This window comes from Arcicella sp. LKC2W (assembly GCF_034931005.1).
Classification (GTDB): Bacteria; Bacteroidota; Bacteroidia; order Cytophagales; family Spirosomataceae; genus Arcicella.
The window spans coordinates 20,612-37,213 of the sequence record NZ_JAYGIN010000021.1 but is presented as its reverse complement, the minus strand read 5'-3'; the positions used below and the strand labels follow the sequence as shown (position 1 = coordinate 37,213).

Annotated in this window: 15 protein-coding genes; 5 read left to right on the top strand and 10 right to left on the bottom strand. The window is 36.4% G+C overall.

Translation table 11 applies throughout. The features are described from left to right. Window positions 1–182: 182 nt before the first annotated feature. Window positions 183–1,898, bottom strand: coding sequence for a GMC family oxidoreductase (locus VB796_RS17215; RefSeq protein ID WP_323347812.1), 1,716 nt, complete (start codon window positions 1,896–1,898; stop codon window positions 183–185). Between the two features lie 131 nt (window positions 1,899–2,029). Continuing rightward, the gene (locus VB796_RS17210) at window positions 2,030–2,572 is read right to left on the bottom strand and encodes a gluconate 2-dehydrogenase subunit 3 family protein (protein WP_323347811.1); all 543 of its coding nucleotides are present in this window, start codon (window positions 2,570–2,572) and stop codon (window positions 2,030–2,032) included. Window positions 2,573–2,823: 251 nt separating this feature from the next. Between VB796_RS17210 and VB796_RS17205 the strand changes: the two genes are divergently transcribed. Next, window positions 2,824–3,759, top strand: coding sequence for an ATP-grasp domain-containing protein (locus tag VB796_RS17205; protein WP_323347810.1), 936 nt, complete (start codon window positions 2,824–2,826; stop codon window positions 3,757–3,759). Window positions 3,760–3,939: 180 nt separating this feature from the next. Here VB796_RS17205 and VB796_RS17200 read toward each other — a convergent pair whose 3' ends face one another. From VB796_RS17200 to VB796_RS17165, 8 genes are all read right to left on the bottom strand, one after another. Continuing rightward, window positions 3,940–4,845, bottom strand: a complete 906-nt coding sequence (locus tag VB796_RS17200) for an N-acetylneuraminate synthase family protein (RefSeq protein WP_323347809.1) — start codon at window positions 4,843–4,845, stop codon at window positions 3,940–3,942. Between the two features lie 20 nt (window positions 4,846–4,865). Next, on the bottom strand, window positions 4,866–5,363 hold the full coding sequence (locus tag VB796_RS17195) for an HAD-IIIA family hydrolase (RefSeq protein WP_323347808.1): 498 nt from the start codon (window positions 5,361–5,363) through the stop codon (window positions 4,866–4,868). A 454-nt stretch (window positions 5,364–5,817) separates the two neighbouring features. Further along, the gene (locus tag VB796_RS17190; RefSeq protein WP_323347807.1) at window positions 5,818–6,657 is read right to left on the bottom strand and encodes an SDR family oxidoreductase; all 840 of its coding nucleotides are present in this window, start codon (window positions 6,655–6,657) and stop codon (window positions 5,818–5,820) included. 60 nt (window positions 6,658–6,717) lie between these two features. Next, entirely contained in the window at window positions 6,718–8,061 is a 1,344-nt protein-coding gene (locus tag VB796_RS17185) for an aminotransferase class III-fold pyridoxal phosphate-dependent enzyme (protein ID WP_323347806.1), read from the bottom strand. Window positions 8,062–8,072: 11 nt separating this feature from the next. Beyond that, on the bottom strand, window positions 8,073–9,014 hold the full coding sequence (locus tag VB796_RS17180; RefSeq protein ID WP_323347805.1) for a transketolase family protein: 942 nt from the start codon (window positions 9,012–9,014) through the stop codon (window positions 8,073–8,075). A 49-nt stretch (window positions 9,015–9,063) separates the two neighbouring features. Continuing rightward, window positions 9,064–9,921 carry a transketolase gene (locus tag VB796_RS17175; protein ID WP_323347804.1) on the bottom strand — a complete coding sequence of 286 codons (858 nt, stop codon included), beginning with the start codon at window positions 9,919–9,921 and terminating at the stop codon, window positions 9,064–9,066. A 15-nt stretch (window positions 9,922–9,936) separates the two neighbouring features. Continuing rightward, entirely contained in the window at window positions 9,937–10,749 is an 813-nt protein-coding gene (locus VB796_RS17170; RefSeq protein WP_323347803.1) for a glycosyltransferase family protein, read from the bottom strand. Continuing rightward, window positions 10,742–11,779, bottom strand: a complete 1,038-nt coding sequence (locus tag VB796_RS17165) for a hypothetical protein (RefSeq protein WP_323347802.1) — start codon at window positions 11,777–11,779, stop codon at window positions 10,742–10,744. Before VB796_RS17165 ends, VB796_RS17170 begins: the two co-directional genes overlap by 8 nt. 228 nt (window positions 11,780–12,007) lie before the next feature. On the opposite strand from VB796_RS17165, the gene VB796_RS17160 reads away from it, so the two are divergent. From VB796_RS17160 to VB796_RS17145, 4 genes are all read left to right on the top strand, one after another. Further along, window positions 12,008–12,382, top strand: coding sequence for an Hpt domain-containing protein (locus tag VB796_RS17160; RefSeq protein ID WP_323347801.1), 375 nt, complete (start codon window positions 12,008–12,010; stop codon window positions 12,380–12,382). 4 nt (window positions 12,383–12,386) lie between these two features. After that, entirely contained in the window at window positions 12,387–13,523 is a 1,137-nt protein-coding gene (locus VB796_RS17155; RefSeq protein WP_323347800.1) for a glycosyltransferase family 1 protein, read from the top strand. Between the two features lie 144 nt (window positions 13,524–13,667). Next, window positions 13,668–14,420 (top strand): TolC family protein, encoded by a 753-nt coding sequence (locus VB796_RS17150; RefSeq protein ID WP_323347799.1) that lies wholly within the window; start codon window positions 13,668–13,670, stop codon window positions 14,418–14,420. 65 nt (window positions 14,421–14,485) lie between these two features. Continuing rightward, a complete protein-coding gene (locus VB796_RS17145; protein ID WP_323347798.1) occupies window positions 14,486–16,600 on the top strand; it encodes a hypothetical protein in 2,115 nt (704 codons plus the stop codon). Window positions 16,601–16,602 lie beyond the last annotated feature (2 nt).

Below are 16,602 nucleotides of genomic sequence, written 5' to 3'. Positions count from 1 at the left end.
GGAATAAAGAGAGGAAGAGCATATCAATTTCTGATTTCTCTCCTCTCTTTAAATGAAGCTTAATTATCAACAACTCAGTTTTGGAGTAAAATAAAACACTATTTTAAAACCCTACAAGCCATTGATAATCAATCTTATAATAATCGTAATTTTTAATTCGTCATCGTGCTTACATCAAATACCTAAAGCTCCCTTTTCTTCAATGCTTTTACCGCAAAATCGGCAGCACGAGCCGTAAGTGCCATATAAGTAATAGAAGGATTTACACATGAAGAAGATGCCATTGCTGCCCCATCTGTCACAAAAACGTTTTTGCAATCATGAACTTGATTGAAAGCATTTAAAACCGACGTTTTAGCATCACGACCCATCCGAGCAGTTCCCATATCATGAATTCCTAATCCCATGTGCGTTGGGCGGTCATAAGGCGTAACGTTTTTAAAACCTGCCGTTTCGAGCATTTCAACCGCTGAAGCTACAATATCTTTACGCATTGCCCAATCGTTTTCCACAAATGCTGCATCAGTAACAATCATCGGAATACCCCACTTATCTTTTTTGTCAGCGTCGAGGTAAATTCTGTTGTTAGCGTCAGGCAATATTTCACCAAAACCACCAATACTGATATTCCATGCACCAGGTTGGCTTAAACCTTGTTTGAAATCTGCTCCAAAACCATCTGCATTTACTCCTCTATTCCAACCTTCTCTACTTGCTCCGCCTTGATAACCAAAACCTCTGAGGTAAGCCGTTTGTTTATCGTTACCCCAGTTTCTGAAACGAGGAATATAAAGTGCATTAGGGCGTTGTCCGTAAACATAGTCGTCTTCAAAACCTTCAATCGAAGCCGTTGCACCAGAACCTAATTGATGATCCATGAAGTTTCTACCCACTTGGTCGCTTTCGTTACCAAATCCATTCTGAAAACGATTTGATTTTGAGTTAAGCATTAAAGCGGCAGTATTAATAGAACCTGCATTCAAGAAGATAATTTTAGCAAAAAACTCTTCCGTTTCCATGGTATGCTGATTAATAACTCGCACGCCAATGGCTTTCTTTTTTTGTTCGTCATAGATAATTTCAGCCACTATCGAATCGTGCAGAATACTCAAACGATTTGTTCGCATGGCAGCAGGAATTGACCCTGATAATGAACTATAATAACCACCATAAGGACAACCTCTTTGGCATTTATTTCTGTACTGACACGATGCACGTCCTAATTCAGTATGAATTGCTTGAGGTTGTGTTAAATTGGCAACACGACCAACCGTTACAGGACGGTTGAATTTTTCAAACATTTTATTTTTGAAATAGGCTTCTGGAGCAAATAGTGGCATTGCTGGCAAAAAATGCCCATCAGGTACTACATCTAAGCCTTCTTTTTGACCACTTACACCCACAAATTTTTCTACGTGAGTGTACCAAGGCTCTAAGTCTTCATAACGAATTGGCCAGTCGATACCTACGCCTTCTTTGGCATTGGCTTCAAAATCATGCTTTCCCCAACGGTAACTCTGCCGTCCCCAGTGCATTGATTTTCCACCTGTGTGATAGGCACGAATCCAGTCAAAAGGACGTTTTTCGATATACGGATTATCTTTATCATTGGTTAAATGATTGACAACTTCTTCACTACCCAAACCCCAAAATCTACTATTTGCCCAACGTTCTTCAGCCGAAAGATTAGAGGTTTTACCACGATGTTCAAAATCCCAAGGCTGTTTCATGGCGGTATCGTATCCTTCAACGTGCTTTATTTCATGCCCACGCTCAATCATCAGCACCTTTAAACCTCTTTCGGTCAACTCTTTGGCTGCGAAACCGCCAGACATACCCGACCCAACCACGATGGCATCAAAGGTGTTTATTTTTTTTGATTTTATATTCAAATTCATGATTTTCAATTATTTATTGGTTATTGATAAATTAGTTACTTGAGAATTGGTTACTGGTAATTGGGTTCATTAATTATCGGTTACTTATATTTTCCCTAATGACCAATCACTATTCTCTCTTCACTTTTCACTCAATAAGCATACGACTTTTGATTAGGCTTAATTTTGATATTTTCGAGCTTTCCAGGAATTTGAACATACTCAAATGAAGCTTTTAAACCAGCTTCTGAGGTGAAATAACCCAGTAGCGTCAGTTCCTTTATTAATCTCCAAAATGGGGTTATTTTTCCTGTAATTTTCTTGGTTTCTTGTTCCAATAATTTCAAAGCTCCTCTTTTTTCATCTGCATTTAATTCTAAAAACTTCACACGCTCCATTGAAACTAAGCCTTCCATAAAGCTCTGATGCTCAGGAGTTTTGTAACAATCTTTCAGCATCATCTCGATAAATGCAGGCACGCCCACATCTTTCGCTCCTGGTGTATCGGTTCGAGGGAGTATAATTTCAGCTATTTCTGCAACAATTTTTTGCTGATTTTCGGTTAAATTGAAAATAGCAATATTGCCTCGTACCTGCGTAGTTTGCTCCCAATGATTCATCGCCATGACAGTCGGGGCAGAGAATGCACCACCCAACATCAAAGCTACATTTTTAATGACCTCTCTTCTATTCATTTATTTTATAAGATTGAATAATTTTTAGAAACAAATATATTTATTCAATAATTAAATCCACACATAAAGCTTCAGTTTTAATCAGTTTTTGAAAATATTTATTTTCGATTAAATTTTTCAGAGCTACCTATCTGTGGAGAATATTCAGTCCTAATACTTAAATTGAAAAATTAATGTTCAATTAACTTTAGCTTAAAAGACGGTTGTTGTGGGCTACTTAAATTTGAGAGTCATAACATAACTTCGTAACAATGAACCCGCAAAGATTGATTTATCTGTATTCAGACTCTGTTTTTACTCCTTGGAAAGAAAACATATTTAGTGATACTATTATTAATTTATTAAAATCAACGCCAGATGGGTATTATCCATTTGTGACTCATTTTGTAGGATTTACCGATGAATTTGCCTCATTTTTGAAACAATTTGACATGGTTTTTAATGTCTGCTATGGTTTTATTGATGCTGGTCAGGCGGATGTGGCACAGTGGCTGGATAGTCACGAGATTAAACATACTGCCAGTTCTTATGAAATTCAGATTTTGGCGAAGGACAAAGTAAATCTGCCAATAATCTGTAAGGAAATCAATGTCAAAACGCCAGAAATTATTGCTCTTAGTGAAATTCCTGAAAGTCATTATTCCCGATTTATTGCCAAACCTCGCATGGGAAGTTTGCATTTGAATATGTTGGTTTTTGAAAAAGGAAATATTCCGTATCAAGCGTTATTGGAACGTGACGATTATATAATTCAACCTTATTTGACAGGACGAGAATTTACGGTTGGGGTGGTTCCAAATGAAGATAGTACCGATTATATTGCTTTGCAGCCTCTTGAAATTAGACCTAATGATAATCGTGAAATTTATATTGCAGGTCAAAATTATGGCATAACAGAAAAAATCCTCAATCCTGACTTGGATAATATGCTCAAAAATGAATTAATGAATATCGTTTTGAGTTTACATAAAACGATGAAAATCAGAGGAATGTCTCGAACTGACGTAAGAATTCATGAAGGTCAGATTTTTATTTTGGACATAAACACCATGCCAAATTTAGACACAAAGAGTTTCCTACCTTTAATTGCTCAAAATGAAGGGATTGATTTGAAGGAATTGATAAGAAAAGTCACTAAAATGGCTGAACAATACTATGTAAATATGCCTTTATCGGTTTTGAATTAAGGAAAATTGCAAATGCTCCCTTCCATTTTTTCGTTTTTTTATATTGATGCTAAATACAGTGTTTAATAAGTTTTCTGAATAATTTTCTTCCTAAAATGTTTGATTGGAGAACCTCCCGAAAGTTTTAGAACTTTCGGGAGGTTGAAATAACTTATTAAACAGTGTACTAAATACAGCGTACTAAACAGAATATTCGGCTGAAATATGTTTTCTGAGCTTTTTCATTTGTGAAATTTCAGCTTCGTAAACTTTTTTTACGCCATCGCCTGTGGCAGTTTCCACATCACGAATATCTTTTACTAAACGAGACAAACCTTGTGGCTCAACCGAAGCGGCATGGTCAGACCCCCACATGGCACGGTCGAGCGTGAAATGACGTTCCACAAAAGTTGCTCCCATCGCAACAGCAGCTACGGTAGTTGCCAAGCCTGTTTCGTGTCCAGAATATCCAATTGGGGTATCAGGGAACATTTCACTCAAGGTTTGTACCATGCTCAAATTCAATTCTTCTGGTTTGCAAGGATAAGCAGACGTAGAATGTGCAATCATCAAAGGGTAATTCTCATCAAATTGACGAATAAAAGCAACCGTTTCGATAATTTCATTTTGCGTTGACATACCCGTAGAAATCATCAATGGGCGACCAGTTTTCAAGATTTTTTCGATTAATTCAAAATCCGTTAACGAAGCCGAAGCCAATTTGTATAAAACAGGATTGAAATATTCTAAGAAATCCACAGAATCAACATCCCAAGGTGAAGCAAACCAATCAATTCCTCTGAATTTGGCGTGTTGGTCAATAGCTGAGTATTCTAAATTACCAAATTCGGTTTTGCGTTTATAGTCAATGTAGCTCATTCTGCCCCAAGGCGTATCACGCATAATTTCCCATTGGTCAAGCGGAACACATAATTCTGGTGTTCTTTTTTGAAATTTTACGGCATCAGCTTTTGCGTTAAAAGCCTCATCAACTAATTGTTTGGCGGTGTCTAATGAGCCATTATGATTGATTCCGATTTCCGCAATGATATAACACGGTTGTCCTTTACCAATTACTTTTCCTGATGATAAAATGATGTTTTTCATACAAAATTTGAATGTTGTTGTTATATTTTTGAGGCAATAATTAATTCAGCAAATTCTCTAAAACAGCCTTCTCCGCCTTTGCTTTCGCAAATGTAGTCGGCGATATTTTTGGTAAAACTGATGGCATCGGCTGGGCAAGCAGTCAAGCCAACTTGTTGCATTATTTCAATATCGTTTACGTCGTCGCCGATATAAGCGATGTCATCAGTGGTCAGGTTTTTATTGACCATTATTTGCATCAATACTTTCAATTTATCTTTGATTCCTAAATGCAATTCCGTGATTTGGAGTTTTTCGGCTCTTTTTACCACCGAAGGAGAAACTTCTCCTGTAATAATTCCCGTTTGTACATCAGCTAATTTCCGAAGTCTTTCAACACCCATGCCATCACGAATATTAAATTTTTTCAAGATTTCGCCTTGTTCTCCATAGTACACGCTACCATCGGTCAGTACGCCATCACAATCAGTAATGAGTAACTTAATTTTTCGAGCTTTTGATAGTATTTCTTCTGTCATTGTTTAAGTAGGACAGGTTTCCAACCTGTCGCAAAAAATAATTCTATTTGAACAGTTAAGTAGCACAGGTTTCCAACCTGTCGCAAAAAATGATTCTATTTGAACAGTTCAGTAGCACAGGTTTCAAACCTGTCACAAAAAAATACATTTAGAGCCACAGGTTGAAAACCTGTGCTACATTAAATAGCCGTCCAACCTGTCACAAAAAATAATTCTATTTGAACAGTTAAGTAGCACAGGTTTCAAACCTGTCACAAAAAATAATTCTATTTGAACAGTTAAGTAGCACAGGTTTCAAACCTGTCACAAAAAATAATTCTATTTGAACAGTTCAGTAACACAGGTTTCAAACCTGTCACAAAAAATAATTCTATTTGAACAGTTAAGTAGCACAGGTTTCAAACCTGTCACAAAAAAATACATTTAGAGCCACAGGTTGAAAACCTGTGCTACATTAAATAGCCGTCCAACCACCATCAACTACTAAATTTGCTCCTGTCATATACGCCGAAGCATCAGAAGCTAAAAACATCAATGCACCTTGATAATCAGTGGGTTGAGCCATTCTTCCGAGTAAAGTTTTGGCTGAGTAATTTTGCACAAAAAAATCATCTTGCGAATTTTCTACACCGCCTGGAGAAAGGGTATTTACTCGCACGCCATTTTTCCCCCAATAAGCCGCCAAGTATCTTGTAAAATTGATAATTGCTCCTTTGGTAGTTGGATAAGCAGGCGATTTATAAAAGGTTTGTTCTCCCAATTGATTGCGGTAAATACTTTGGTCAGGTCCAACCATTCCATACGTTGAGGCCACGTTGATAATGCTTCCTGAACCTTGTTTTACCATTTCAATTCCAAAGATTTGCGAACATTGAAAAACACCTAATACATTCACTTCCAAAGATTTACGAAACGAATCAATCGGATATTTTTCAAAAGCTGATAAGGTGGCTGCCATTTCTGGATTTTCAAACATATCGTTGATAGCAGCATTATTTACCAAAATATCAATTGTGCCAAAACGAGCTAAAATATCAGATTTTGCTCTTTCAAGCGATGCTGAATCGGTTACATCTAAACTGACTCCAAAAGCATTTTCACCGAGTGTTTCAGCAAAAGTTTTTGTAGCATTTTCAGCAATATCAGCTACTACTACATTGGCTCCAGCGGCGGCTAATGCCTCACAATGCTTTTTGCCAATCAACCCTGTTCCACCCGTAACGATGGCAGTTTTGCCTGCTAAGGAAAATAATTGAGTTAGATTCAAGGGGGAATTATTTATTTGGTTTTCCATTCAATTTACCATATTTCTATGTTTAGTCTGAGTTTATTAACGCTTCACAAAACACCAAATTTATACTTTTGCTAAAGCTGGTTTGATATTATAATTGCTCGTTTTTCTGAAAACTGCTTCTAATACTTCTCCTTTCAAATACGACTTAACATTCTGATTTTCAATCGCTTCTTTAACAATCGGCAAAACATCTCTGTACGCTGAAAGGGTGTAATTAATGTCATCGTCGGAGTGGCTAAAACACATATTATGAAAACCCGCCCAAAGAATGCCCCGCTTAATCATTTCTTGTTGCATAAGTGCCTTGATTTCCAAGCCGTTACCCGCTTCGGCAGAAAAAGTAACCATTGAACGACACGGATAACCAACGCATTTCGTAAGGTTTTGCATCCCCAATTCTTCCACAATTTGATTATATCCGTCTTGTATCAATTGCCCTTTTTCGGCTAAATACTGAGGTACATTTTTGTCTCTAATTTCCTCAATCGTAGCAATACAAGCGGCTAAAGAAAGTGCTTCTCCGCCAAAGGTCGTATAACTAAACACCTCATTATTAAATAGTTCCATCACATCAGCTCGCCCCGTCAATAAAGCAATTGGCATTCCGTTGGCACAGGCTTTTGAATAAACGGCTAAATCGGGAATGACGTTAAAATATTCCTGAGCACCGCCCAAAGCAATACGGAAACCTGTCCACATTTCATCAAAAATCAATAATGTACCGTTTTCACGACAAGCCTCAGCTAATTGTTGCAAGAAATCATTTTGCGGTGCTTCAAAAATGAATGGTTCAAGAATTACGGCAGCAACATCCTCATCTAAAGCCTCAATAATGGCTTCAATGTTGTTATATTCAAAAGTAAATGTCATGTTTTGAATAGCCTCTGGCACACCCGAATTACGACTTGTGATACCGATATACCAGTCATGCCAACCGTGATAACCGCAACAAAACACTTTATCTCGACCCGTAAATGCTCGGGCAACTCTCACAGCCGCCGAACAAACATCAGCCCCTGTTTTTGAAATTTTTACGGCTTCAGCATTCGGAATTACTGCTTGAATAAGCTCCGATAATTCTACTTCCAAAGGGTGCATCAACGAAAAAGTAATACCGTCTTCCAACTGTTTTTTAATCGCTTCGTCCACTTTTGGATAAGCGTAACCAAGTGAAATGGGGCCAATAGCAGCGTTAAAATCAATGTATTCATTGCCATCAACGTCCCAAACGTGCGAGCCTTTCCCTTTTTGCAAATATTTCGGAGCAATACCTTTGGTAAATTGCCCAGTTCCTTTGGCAAGTGTTTGAGTAATAGGTTTTTGAACCTTCAATGCTCGTTCGTAAATGAGGTCTGAGTTGGTTATTTCGGGATAATTATCGTTAAACTTTACAGTATTTTTCATCTTTTGAGGTCTTATTCGTAATATTTTCCATTGTTATTGAGGTCGTCAATGGCTATTTCTTCCAGACGACTCATAATTTTATTTGCCATTTTTTCACCCGTAAATCCTTCATAATCAAGCACCTCCGAAAGTCTGGCAGGTTTAAACCATCTTTCTTCCAAAGCAATTGGTAAAACATTGGCAGTTAAACGGTTTTTCAAAAGTGTTTCGGCAACGATAGTATATAAACCGCCCGTCAGAAAATGGTCTTCAATGGTTACGACTAATTCGGAATGTAAAGCCGCAAAAATAATCGCTTGTTCATCCACAGGTTTTAGGCTTCTCATATTTACCAAGCCAACAGATTTCCCCTGTTCTCTCAATATTTCAGCCGTAATCATGGCTTGTTCAAACATAAAACCATAAACTAAAATGGTTACGTCAGTCCCTTCCGAAATGACTTCTGCTTTGCCAATTTCAAACACACGTTGGTGTTTATACGTTGTAGGTCTGTGACAAATACGAACGTAACTTGGCGAGGGTGAATTCCAGATTTCGGGCAACATCGTTACTAAATCTTGTTCGTCAGCAGGAGCAAAAACTTGCATATTGGGAATTCCACGCATAATATTGATGTCTTCAATCGCTTGGTGAGTTGCCCCATTACCATCTGATAAAAAACCTGGAATAAAACTGCTCAATTTGACAGGCAAATTTCCAATTCCTACATCAGTTCTGATAAATTCAAAGGCTCGCATCGACAAAAAAGCAGCAAGAGCGTGAACTACGGGAATACGTCCACGAAGAGCAAGCCCCGCAGCAGCTCCAATCATTGTTTGCTCAGTAATGCCAGTATCAATAAATCTATTCCCTAAAACTTCAGGTAAATTTCTGACCAAAGCCCGATTTTCAGCCGTCATCACAACGAATCGTTCATCGGCAAGGGCTGTATTTTTTAATAATTCTTCGTACATTTTGTTTATTTTTTGTGCCAAAAGACACGAAAAGACCAATTTTAACAGATTATCTAACCACCATTACTTCCGACTCAATCATGGCTTGGTGCGTTCCGTGAAGTTCCTCTAATAATTGTTCTACTTCATTTTCAGAGAAATTACAAAACCAACGGTCGGCACGAGCTTCGATACTCGGTAAACCTTTTCCTCGAACGGTATCAGCAACGATGACGTTTAGTTTTCCTTTTTTATAAGGAATTTCGGCAAATGCTTCTTCTAAATCTTGAAAATTATGTCCATCAATTCGAGTAACTTCTGCTCCAAATGCTTCAAATTTATCTACCAAAGGTTCAAGCGGAATCAAGTCTTCAGTGGCTACATTGGCTTGAAATTTATTGCGGTCAATGACAAAAATGAGATTGTCCAATTTATAGGCATTTGCCACCAAAACAGCCTCCCAGCACGAACCTTCGTTCAATTCGCCATCGCCCATGATACAAACTATCATGTTTTTTGTACCTCTAATTTTACAGTCCAAAGCCACACCAATCGCCACCGATGGCAAATGCCCCAATGAACCCGAATGAAATTCAATTCCAGGAATTTTGGTATTAGGATGCCAATAAATATTATCAGAAGCCGAAAGGTGATTTTGTAATCTTTCTTCGGCTAAAATACCCATTTCTACAAGCGTACCGTAAAGAGCAGGAACGTCGTGTCCTTTGGATAAAAACAAATAATCTCGGTCGGGATTATTGAGGTTATCCTCTGAAACATTTAGAAATTCACTGTACAAATACACCATTAAATCCGTTGCCGACAACGACGCTCCCACAAAACACCCACCATCAGTTGACATTTTGATGATATGTTCACGGACTTTTAAAGCAATACGCTCCAAAGTTTCAATTTTCTTCTCTGTCATTTTAATATATGATTGCTAAAAAATCTTGGTCTGTTCCGATGAAATGGTCGTTAATTCATCAAGATGATGACGGTACCAGTTTACACCCGAAAACTGACTATTTATTTTATAAATATCTGTATTTGAATCAATTAACGACAAAATATCTTCCAATTGAAAATCGGGATTAGAAGGATATAATTCTTCAAAAATTCGTTTAATAAATTGGTAATCTTCGTAATAATCAATCGTGAAACGATGGGTCATTGAATAATCTAAACCCGTTTCCCATGTCAGATTTGCTAATCTAAATAGTTGTGAATTTTCCCAAAAAAACGGCGTTGTATGTTCTCTTTCTAAAGGTTTTTGAGCCTGTTTCCATGCTTTTTCTAAAGCTTCAAAAGCCATTAATTCAACATCATTTCCATCTGGATAAGTGGCTGGATGAAGATTACTAATGAAATCGTATTCGCTCTGATTATCCAGATAAAAATCAATGACTTTATCAATAATTTTGGGGTCAATCAATGGACAATCAGAAGGAATTTTTATTACAGCATCTGCCTTCGTCAAAAGCCCTACTTGATAGTGACGGTCGAGCAAATCATTCAAATCACCTCTAAAAAATGCAACGTTTTTCTCTTGACAAAATAATTCAATAATATCATCAATTACGTCCGTAGAAGTAGCAATGACTATATTTACAGGATATTTTACTCGTTTTATCCGCTCAATCATTCGCCATAAAAGTGTTTCACCCAAAATTGGCAACATCACTTTTTTGGGTAAACGACTTGACGACATTCGAGCCTGAATAACAATGGTAATTATCGGATGATGTTTATTCATATACCAATCTTGAAACCGATTTTTTGTATTGATATTGTGCCATAAATTCTTCTTTTTTACCTTCAAAATTTAGAAAATCACGACAAACTTTAGCTATATTTTCTGCTGATTTTCCACCATTCTGAATAGGCATTTGTCTTTCCAATTCGTCTCTGTCAAAATAAGAATGTACTTTTTTACCCAAAGCCATTCCTACGTAAACCGCTGAAGAATATTGCGTGATAAACTCCTCGCAATTGGCAATCATTGGATTGATATTGCCCGTAGTGTAAATAAGTGATTCTTGGGGGGCGTGTTCTTTGATTTCAGCAATGGCACGTTCAAAAACCTCATTGGGGTGAAGTTTAAAAATTAAGGGTCTGCCCGCTGCAATCTCAACGCATTCTTTGATAAAAGCAGGTCGGTCTTCTTTCCTGAAACATTCTCTACCGTCGGATGTAGCGACTAAAACGTAATCTTTCAGCGGGAAATCATTGTTTAAAAACTGCTCACTATTATCAAAATTAGGAATACCCGTAGCAATGATTTTAGAATTATCCGTGCCAAGTTTTGCAAAACGTTCTTTATACCCTTCAGAAGCGGCACAATAAATATCACATAAATTGGAAGCTCCGTTCAAAGCTGTACCAACAGCTAAATAAGGAGGAAGCTGGAGTTTATTAATGATTTTACTGAGGGTTGTATATTCGTCAATCATGCCTTCTTGCACCCAAAGAGTCTTGGTTTGTAACATTCGGTCTGGAATAATCATGTCCGAACAATAAACCACTAAATCATAACGATTTAGCTTTGCTTTATAATCCATTTTCAACCCATTTTCCAGACAATATTTCTCCGAATTCTCCTTAAACTGACCCGAAACAACTGTTTTTGATAGTAATTCAGTATTATCAATTAACCATTGGAGAAGAGGAGAATCTACGAAAATTTGACTAAACCAACATTCAAAATCAGGCAGATTATTAGCAATCTGGTGCATCTGAGTTGTTTGATTAATTGAGCCTGTGATAAATAGTATTTTGGGCTTCATGCGATAAATCGGTTGATAATGTTACGATACAAAAGTAGAATCTATTTATTATCAGATTGTTATGGAAAAATTATCTATTTATTCAGAAAATGTAACACTTCTTGTATAAACTTAATTTAGGGGAAACAAGTATTTAATGTGCCTTCCAATGGCATCGAAACGATTGAGAATTCTCATCATAAATACATGGTACATTTTTTGCTTTATTATTTAGTAAAAAATACTATTATGTCCGCCACGACACATCCTTTACTCGACGCAAAGTATCTCCAAGAAATTTATGGAGGTGACCAATCTATTTTACAAATCATGTTTGAAACTTTCTTGGAGGATAGTTTAACCACTTGGGATGAAATTTCTTTGGCTATTGAAAATCAGGATTTTCAAAAAGTTGGAGCATTGACTCACCAAGTAAAACCGTCGTTTTCAATGGTTGGACTTACGCATTTACATTCTAAAATAAAAACATTAGAAGACCTTTCAAAAAACAATCCTAATAAGGAAAATGTATTGACCTGCTATCAACTTTTGGATACTGAAGTGAAGGAGGCGAAAGACGTAATTACAACAATATTGGAAGTAATGAATCAAGATAATAACTGAGAACATGAGAATAGGAATCGAAGCACAACGCCTTTTTAGACCGCATAAGCACGGAATGGACATCGTGGCTTTAGAGCTGATTCGTGCTTTACAGGTTTTAGACCACAAAAATGAATACTTTATTTTTGTAAAACCTGATGAAGACAAATCTTGTATTAACGAAACTCAAAATTTTAAAATTGTAGAAATTTCTGGGGCAAATTATGTTGTTTGGGAACAAATTATGCTACCTTTTTATGTTCGCAAATACAAATTGGACTTATTACATTGTACCAGCAATACTGCTCCACTTAATCTTTCAACTCCATTAGTTTTAACTCTTCATGATGTCATTTTCATGGAGAAATCAACCGAGAAAAACACGTCAACGAACTATCAGAAGTATGGAAATTTATACAGAAAATGGCTCGTACCCAAAATCGTTCAAAAGTGTAAAAGTATCATTACCATTTCGGAAGTTGAAAAAGCGAATATAACCAAAACATTAGGGCTAAAAAATGATGCTGTGACGGTTATCCATAATGGCGTAAGTCGCAGATTTGGAATAAAACCAAACCCTGAAACTGTTAAAGAAATCAGAACTCAATTAGGTTTATCCGAAGACTATTTTTTGTTTCTTGGAAATGTTGAACCACGGAAAAATGTAAAAAATACGGTAAAAGCTTTTGTTGATTTCGCAGAAAAAAATCCAACAGTCAAACTCGCCATCACGGGTTTGAAAGAAACTTTTATTGAAGATATTTTGAATGAAATCAATAAAAAAGAATTACTTGACCGATTTGTCCTGACAGGATTTGTAGATGATATTACGCTACTGGCTTTGTATTCAGAAGCAAAGGTTTTCCTATATCCGTCGCTCAGAGAGGGTTTTGGTTTGCCTATTTTAGAAGCGATGGCTTTTGGGATTCCAGTGGTTACGTCCAATATTTCAGCAATGCCTGAGGTTGCAGGAGATGCTGCATTTATGGTGAACCCATACTCAATAGCCGAAATTACAGCAGGTATGACAGTGGCATATTCAAATAAACAACTCAGAAAAGAGAAAATTAATTTAGGATACGGGCGACCAGCTCTTTTTACATGGCAAAAAACCGCCGCTAAAATCTTAGCAATCTATCAATCAAATGGTTATGATATTTAAAAGGCATCATTTTTGCTATCATAAAATAAAGAAAAATCAGCGAAAATCAGTATAATCCGTTCAATCCGTGGTCTATCGTTTGTCTTGAGACAAACCCTTTATTGTTCCGAAATAAAATTGGATTAACGCCTAAATTTTAATCAAATGCGGGAAAACAGAAAATATGGTTTCATCTTCATAATTTGGATTATCTCAATGTTAATCCCCAATGAATCAAACTCTCAAAAGATTTCGACAGATTCCCTATTAACCAAAGCACTCACCAACGACCAACTTTTGCCGCAATTAATAACTGCAGCCCAGAAATTTTCGCCAGAAATAAAAAGACTTACCAGCGGGATTGATTTCGCCAATGCCAATCAGAAAATAAGCAAAAATGCTATTTTCGACAGACTTTCCATGTTAGCCAGTTATCAATACGGAACCAATTACGCTTCGGTAAACGAAACTAACTCTCTGAATAGATTCACCACCGTACAAACAGGTTTTTACAATCTCGGAATTGGAGTACAATTACCTGTATCTCAAATACTTAACCGAAAACATTTTTCAAAAGCTACCCGTTCGCAGATTGAAATGGCAAACTACGAAAAGGAAAGTTCCAATCTGTATGTAAAACAAAGAGTGATTGAATATTACCAAGATTTGAAGTTGGCTCATAAACTTATGCTCATAAGTAGTAATAATCGTCAGGCGGCACAAATTAATTATAAAATGGCCGAAAGAGATTTTTTACAAGGGCAAATTACGGTAGAACAAAACGCAAGAATATTAGATATTTACAATAAATCAAGAATAGAATATGAAACTTATTTGAATAAATTTCAGACCAGTTTGATGGAATTGGATGCCTACACAGGTATAAGTTTCTCATCTTTATTAAATCAGGTAAAATGAGCTTTTTGCATTTTCTAAAATTGCTTTCCAAAAATCTCCTTTGGCTGCTAATAATCCCTACGATTTTGGCAGCCTCTATCTATTATTTTACCCGTCACGAAAAAAAAGTTTACTCCTCAGAATCAACCATTTACACAGGAATTGCCTCAGGATATAGTTTGAATGGAAGTACAAAAGCCGATTTTTATTCAACCAGTAATGCTTTTGATAATTTACTTTCATTGATTGAATCACGAGAAACCAAACAAGACGTTTTAATTGATTTATTGGCAGAACATCTCTTTCTGAAAAAACACGACCCCAATGTTTTGACTTGGGGAGCTTATGATGAATTACAACAATTAGTACCAGAAGATATTAAACGTAAAATTGTAAAACCCTCTTTAATCGAAACTCGTGCTTCGATAGCGGATTTAGTTGAAAAAAGTGACGATAATTTGATTTATAAAATCATTTATTCGGGTAACGCATTTTATTCCCTCGAAGCACTCAAAAGCATTAAATCGTCTCGTATCAGCAACAGTGATTTAATCAAAATATCTTACGAAACCAACGACCCATTTATTTGTAAAAGAACGCTTGAATTATTGGAACAGTCTTTTATGCGTAAAAATAAACTTCTACGTGAAGGACAAACGGGCTCGGTGGTAAGTTACTTTGAGAGCGAAACCAAAAGAGCATTTTCTAAACTTGATTCTACCGAAAAAACCTTTTTGGACTTTAATAAAACCAACGACATTATCAACTATTATGAGCAAACCAAAGCCGTAGCAGGTGAACGTGAAGATTTGTATGCGTTAAATCATAATTTGGAGATGGATAAAATGTCTTCTAAATCTTCTTTGGAAAAAGTAAATGAAAACATCAAAGGTCGAAATAATCAATATTCAAACGGGACAGATATTATCAAGGAACGAGAAAAACTTTCTAATATTTATAATAAAATTGCCCTCAGCGAAACCGTAAATAATGACGGAAGCAATCAAAAACAGATTGATAGTTTAAAAAGCATTGCCTCCAGAACCGAAGGAAGTTTAAAGGTTTCATTGGATAGACTTTATAAAGACAGTAACACGCCAAACGGAATTCCTACCAAAAATGTATTGGATGAATGGCTAAAAACGACGCTCGCTTATGAGCAAAGTAAGGCGAAATTGACCGTAATGGACAAGCGTAAAAAGGAATTTGAAGAAGAATATCGGCGGTTTGCTCCCTTAGGTGCTATGTTGAAGAAAATTGAAAGGCAAATTGGGGTTTCTGAACAAGAATATTTGGAGCTTCTTCATGGGTTGAATATGGCAAGATTGACACAACAAAATACCGAACTCACGGCTAAATTAAATGTTGTTGACCCTCCGTATTTACCTTTAAGACCTAATACTTCGAAAAGAATGGTTATGGTAATTCTTGGTTTTGTGATTGGTTTGGTCTTGGTTTTGGCTTTTATTTTAACGAATGCTCTGATAAACAAAACCTTACTTGAACCACTCAGAGCCAGAAAAACCGTCGATGCTCCTTTATTGGGAATTTATCCGCTTTTAAATGGAAATCCCAATTTTGTAAAAAAAGCAAACTTACGTTTACTACAACAGTTTTTAGCCAATGTAGAAACCCAACAAAAGCCAATTGTCGTGGGGATTTTGAGTACCCAAGTTGGCGAAGGAAAAACAACCATTATCAATTTATTAGGACAAGAATTGATGAATCTGAATTATAGTGTTGAAAAACAACTACTCATCAATAATTCAGGAACAACATCAGATACTTATTTGCCAATAACGATTAAAGAACCTGAGAAAAAATCCTTTGGTGTTTCATTTCCAGATAGTTATGAGGCTTTTTTGGAAGCAAGAGAAAATAAACTCAAAAATGTTAAAGATTTTATCTTGATAGAATTTCCGTCATTAGACGACATTGTAATCAAACCTGGATTGTTTCCAAAGCTCAATTATGCCATTTTGTTATGCAGGGCAAATCGGGTTTGGGGTAGAGTTGACCGAGATATTCTCAATATTTTCAGAAAAACAACTGGAAATAATCCTCAATTTATTCTCAACGGAGTAGATACCGATTTTGCCGAAGAATATATTGGAGAAGTACCCAAAAAGAGAAATATTTTTCGGTCAATTTTGAAACGAGTTGCAAAATTTGAGTTTGGGAATAGAAAGAAAATCCGCTAAAC